Source organism: Enterovirga sp. (assembly GCF_028290205.1).
Taxonomy (GTDB): domain Bacteria; phylum Pseudomonadota; class Alphaproteobacteria; order Rhizobiales; family Beijerinckiaceae; genus Enterovirga.
The window spans coordinates 1-4,102 of record NZ_JAQGKF010000005.1 but is presented as its reverse complement, the minus strand read 5'-3'; the positions used below and the strand labels follow the sequence as shown (position 1 = coordinate 4,102).

General features: G+C 68.2%; 3 protein-coding genes and 1 pseudogene. 2 read left to right on the top strand and 2 right to left on the bottom strand.

Annotated elements, in window-relative coordinates; all coding sequences use genetic code 11:
- Positions 1-473 (bottom strand): annotated as a pseudogene (locus tag JWR86_RS00400) (hypothetical protein); the annotation flags it as partial.
- A gap of 175 nt (positions 474-648) precedes the next feature.
- Positions 649-1,482, bottom strand: coding sequence for a TorF family putative porin (locus JWR86_RS00395; protein ID WP_299559128.1), 834 nt, complete (start codon positions 1,480-1,482; stop codon positions 649-651).
- Positions 1,483-1,892: 410 nt separating this feature from the next.
- Here JWR86_RS00395 and JWR86_RS00390 point away from each other — a divergent pair, with 410 nt between their 5' ends.
- Both JWR86_RS00390 and JWR86_RS00385 read left to right on the top strand, forming a co-directional pair.
- Complete coding sequence (locus JWR86_RS00390) at positions 1,893-2,231, top strand: P-II family nitrogen regulator (RefSeq protein WP_299559125.1); 339 nt, start codon at positions 1,893-1,895, stop codon at positions 2,229-2,231.
- A gap of 28 nt (positions 2,232-2,259) precedes the next feature.
- Positions 2,260-3,756: an ammonium transporter gene (locus JWR86_RS00385; protein WP_299559122.1), complete on the top strand. Its 1,497-nt coding sequence runs from the start codon at positions 2,260-2,262 to the stop codon at positions 3,754-3,756.
- Positions 3,757-4,102 lie beyond the last annotated feature (346 nt).

Genomic DNA, 4,102 nt, shown 5'->3' with positions numbered 1-4,102 from the left:
ACCAGCCGGCGCAGCCCGGCGCCTCCCCGGACAGCATGCGGCTCAGGTTTCCGGCGAAGATGCCGGCCAGATGGCCGACGAAGTTCTGCACCAGCGTGGTGCGGCGCATCGGGCGGCTTGCTGGTGGCGGCCGAATAGGTGCGGCGGCGATAGCTCGGCAGGATGCAGGTCCCGGGCAGGTTGCCGCCGGCCGGGGCCGCCTCCAGGCAGGCCGTGAAGGGCCAGACCGAATAGGCGCCCGTATCCACCGTGACCTCGGCGCGCGGATCGGCATAGGCCGTGATGCGATCGTCGTGCTGCCGGGCATTGGCCCCGGCGGTCAGGTGCTCGCGCCGGTCTTCCACGGGGCTGCCGAGAAACGCGACGTCCAGGCTGCGCGGCTGCTTGATGCTGCCCACGAAGCGGCCGCGGCCTTCCAGATGCCGAGCGCCCTCCTTGCGGCGTACGCGTGCTCCGATGCCCTGGGTCGCCACGTTGCTCTCCCGTCGGCCCGTCTCCGCAAAGCGGCATCCGGAACAGAGCACACGATCAGGCAGGGATCAAGATCGTCAGCATACCGCATGTTTTGGGGCCATTGGGCGCGCACTGCTCACCAAACAGGCAGACCGCCTGCGAAGCGGCCGGTCCGGGCCGCCCCGCAGTCACCCGTCAGTCGCCGAAGATGCCGAAGCCCTTGCTGCCCGTGAAATCGAGCGACAGCGTCGCGACCACGGCATCGCCGCACCAGTTCGATCTGCCCGACCCGGTCGCGATGCCGCGCGGATCGCCGGTGAACACGAAGCACTGCTTCTTGCTCAGGTCCGTGTCGTGGAAGCGCAGGTCGAGCGTGAGCTCCTTGTAGGTGTAGGAGATGCCGACGTTGCCCGTGTTGTAGTCGGGCAGCTTCACGTTGCCGAGAGAGGTGAAGTGGGTCTGGCCCAGGAAGTAGTGGCCGAATTCGGCCGACAGGGCGAACCCTGCCGGCAGAAACCCGAAGGAGCCTTCCGGAAAGGCGTATTTGAAGGTGCCGTTGACGAAGGTCGCGTTGGCGTGCGTGCCCAGGAAGTTCGAGGTGTGGAACACCCCGGCCCCGAGCGTCAGCTCCTCGTTGGGCGCGTAGGCGACCTTGCCGGCGAACTCGATGAAATCGGTGTTGCGGACCGTGAGCGGCGCCCCGGCGAGGTCCAGGAGCTGCTTCTCGGCCGGATACAGGTAGTAGACGAAGCCGAGATCGAAGGTGAAGGGCCCGAATTTGGGCCGAATACCGGCCGTGATGTCGAGTTCTGCGCCCGGTCGGGTCGGCAGGTCCACCTTGTAGCTGGCAAAGCCGCCATACAGGACGTTGTCGAAGAGCTGCAGCTCGAAATAGGTCTGGCCGCTGCCGGCTCGGTTCGACTGACTGACGCCGCGGAAGCGGTAATCCGTCTGGTAGCGGGCCCCGTAAATGACATCGACCGGTGCCGAGGCGGCGGGCACCTCCGGCCGCGCGGGCTGCTTGGCCACCGATGCGTCCTGCGCGGCGGCAGGTCCCGCCGGGAGAAACAGGCTCAATCCGGCGCACAACATGGCGACACGACAAGAAGATCCCAGCATCTCAAGCCCCCGCTGAACGCGCCGCACTGGCGTTGCCGGGATATTCCACTCGGATGTCTCGGTTCTCCGACGTTAAACTTGCGGCGTTTGGCGCCTTGTTGTGCATCCGCGAGATAACGGACAGCAAAGCCGGCCGGTTGTGACACTTGCGTCACAGGCAGGGCGCCGGGCCGGCCGTGGCGAGGCCCGGCCAGGCACCCCGACCGGCCGCACCGAGCCCGCCCGGCCAACTGGCACGGAGCTTGTGTAGCGCTTCCCCGGCAGCGGGCTGAGGGCGGGCGCGCCGCAATCTCCGGCAGGGCCGGACATCGGGGGCATCGATGAAGATAGTGATGGCGATCATCAAACCCTTCAAACTGGAGGAGGTGCGCGACGCCCTGACAGCGATCGGCGTGCACGGCCTCACCGTCACGGAGGTGAAGGGCTACGGGCGGCAGAAGGGCCACACCGAGATCTACCGGGGCGCCGAATACGCCGTCAGCTTCCTGCCGAAGCTGAAGATCGAGGTCGCCGTGCCGTCCGAATCCGTCGCCCGCGCCATCGAGGCCATCTCCGGCGCGGCCAAGACCGGCCAGATCGGCGACGGCAAGATCTTCGTCACCCCCATCGAACAGGCCGTCCGGATCCGCACAGGCGAGACCGACGACGATGCCCTCTGAGCCCCCCCTTTCGACCGGAGTAGGATTGATGACGTCTCGTTCCCGGCTCGCGTCCTGCCTTACGGCCGGCGCTGCCTTCTGTGTGGTGGCGGGCGCGGCGCTCGCCCAAACGCCGGCCCCGCAACCGGATGCCGCGGCAGCCGCGCTGGCCGCGGTGCCAAACAAGGGCGACACCGCCTGGATGCTGGTCTCGTCCGCGCTGGTGCTGATGATGTCGGTGCCGGGCCTGGCCTTGTTCTATGGCGGCCTCGTCCGCACCAAGAACATGCTGTCGGTGCTGACCCAGGTCTTCGCCATCGTCTGCCTGGCCGGCTTGATCTGGGTCGCCTATGGCTACTCGCTCGCCTTCACCAGCGGCGGCGGCCTGAACAGCTTCATCGGCGGCTTCTCCAAGGTGTTCCTGAAGGGCGTCACGCCGGACTCGACGGTGGCCACCTTCTCCAACGGCGTGGTCATCCCGGAATACGTCTACATCTGCTTCCAGATGACCTTCGCCATGATCACGCCGGCGCTGATCGTGGGCGCCATCGTCGAGCGGATCCGCTTCCCGGCCCTGATCCTCTTCACCGTGCTGTGGCTCACCTTCGTGTATCTGCCCATGGCCCACATGGTCTGGTACTGGGCCGGCCCGGACGCCATCGCGGAGGCGGCCCGGGCTGTGGCGGCCAATGCCGGCGATGCCGTCGCCAAGACCAAGCTCGACGAGACCATCGGCGATGCCGGCCTCATCTATTCCTGGGGCGCGCTCGATTTCGCGGGCGGCACGGTGGTGCACATCAATGCCGGGATCGCCGGGCTGGTGGGCTGCCTGCTGCTCGGAAAGCGGGTCGGCTACGGCCGGGACCTCCTCGCCCCGCACTCGCTGACCATGACCATGATCGGCGCGGCGCTGCTGTGGGTGGGTTGGTTCGGCTTCAATGCCGGGTCCAATCTCGAAGCCAACGGCACCACGGCGCTGGCCATGCTCAACACCTTCGTGGCCACCTCCGCGGCGGCGCTCGGCTGGCTGTTCGTCGAATGGGCCGGCAAGGGCAAACCGTCGCTGCTCGGCATGGTGTCGGGCGCGGTGGCCGGCCTGGTCGCGGTCACGCCCGCCTCCGGCTTCGCCGGCCCGATGGGCTCCATCGCGCTTGGCCTCGTGTCGGGCGCGGTCTGCTACAGCTTCTGCTCGGGGGTGAAGAACGCGTTCGGCTACGACGACTCGCTGGACGTGTTCGGCATTCACTGCGTGGGCGGCATCATCGGGGCGCTGGCGACCGGCATCCTGGTGGCGCCGAGCCTCGGCGGCGTGGGCCTCGTCGATTACGTGGCGAAGCCGGGCTCGGCCTCTCCGGGCGACTACGTCATGGCGACCCAGGTCTGGGCCCAGATCAAGGCCGTGGTGCTGACGCTGCTTTGGTCGGGCATCGGCTCCGCCATCCTGTTCAAACTGGTGGACGTCGTGGTCGGGCTTCGTGTCACCCAGGAGGAGGAGCGCGAGGGACTCGACCTCACCGATCACGGCGAGCGCGCCTACAATTACTGAGCCGGGCGGCTTCGCCGCCCCGTGGGGCCCCGGCGCGAGCCGGGGCCCTTTGTCGTCGGTGCGGCGGGCGCGGCAAGGTGGCACGCGAACCGATCGGCCTCTCGCGCGTTAACGGCACCTTACGTTCAGGCAGTCGCTGTTGCGCAGGTCCCCGACCCGTCCGGTTTCCGGCGTGGCCTGCCGTGACGACGACCGACCTTCCCGCCGAGGCTCCCATGATCCGATCGCCTGCCCGCCTGCCGCTGCGCCTGTTGCTGTCGCTCGGCGTGGCCCTTCCCGTGCTGGACCTCGCCAGGCCGGCCGCCGCTCAGCCCGTCCCGGGCGTTCCCGCCGTCGGCGGCGTGGT